1 protein-coding gene and 1 pseudogene are annotated in these 579 nt (G+C 71.7%); both read left to right on the forward strand.

From position 1 onward, the window contains the following. Positions 1-402 (forward strand): FHA domain-containing protein (locus KUM32_RS42185; protein ID WP_217146885.1); only part of this gene is annotated, 402 nt, incomplete at its 5' end. A 10-nt stretch (positions 403-412) separates the two neighbouring features. After that, a pseudogene (locus KUM32_RS42190) lies at positions 413-579 on the forward strand (FHA domain-containing protein); the annotation flags it as partial.

Consider the following 579-nt stretch of genomic DNA (forward strand, 5'->3'; position numbering starts at 1 on the left):
GTACCGCCCCGTGGGGGGAACGCGCCCGGTGGTCCGCCGCCGATGCCCAGTGCCCCGCCGCCCGGGGCGCGTCCCGCGCCGCGGGCGGGTCAGCCCGGCGCGGGTCCGCACCCGGGAGCGCAGACGCGGCGGTGGATCGAGATCAACGGCACCCGCCATCAGATTTCCCGGCCCACTCTGGTGCTGGGTCGGAGCACGGACGCCGACGTGCGGATCGACGATCCGGGCGTCTCGCGCCGGCATTGCGAGATCCGGGTCGGAACGCCCTCGACGGTCCAGGATCTGGGATCGACCAACGGCATCGTGGTAGACGGACAGCACACCACGCGCGCTACGCTCCGCGACGGCTCCCGCGTCGTCGTGGGCAGCACCACCATCGTTTATCGGCAAGCCGAAGGGTGAAGCGGGGGCAATGTCAGAGCTGACCCTCACGGTCATGCGGTTGGGTTTCCTCGCCGTACTGTGGCTGTTCGTCATCGTGGCCGTACAGGTCATCCGCAGCGATCTGTTCGGTACGCGGGTGACCCAGCGCGGGTCGCGGCGCGGCAGCGACCGGGCGCAGCGGCAGCAGGCGAGCCC

This window comes from Streptomyces sp. AC627_RSS907 (assembly GCF_019049165.1).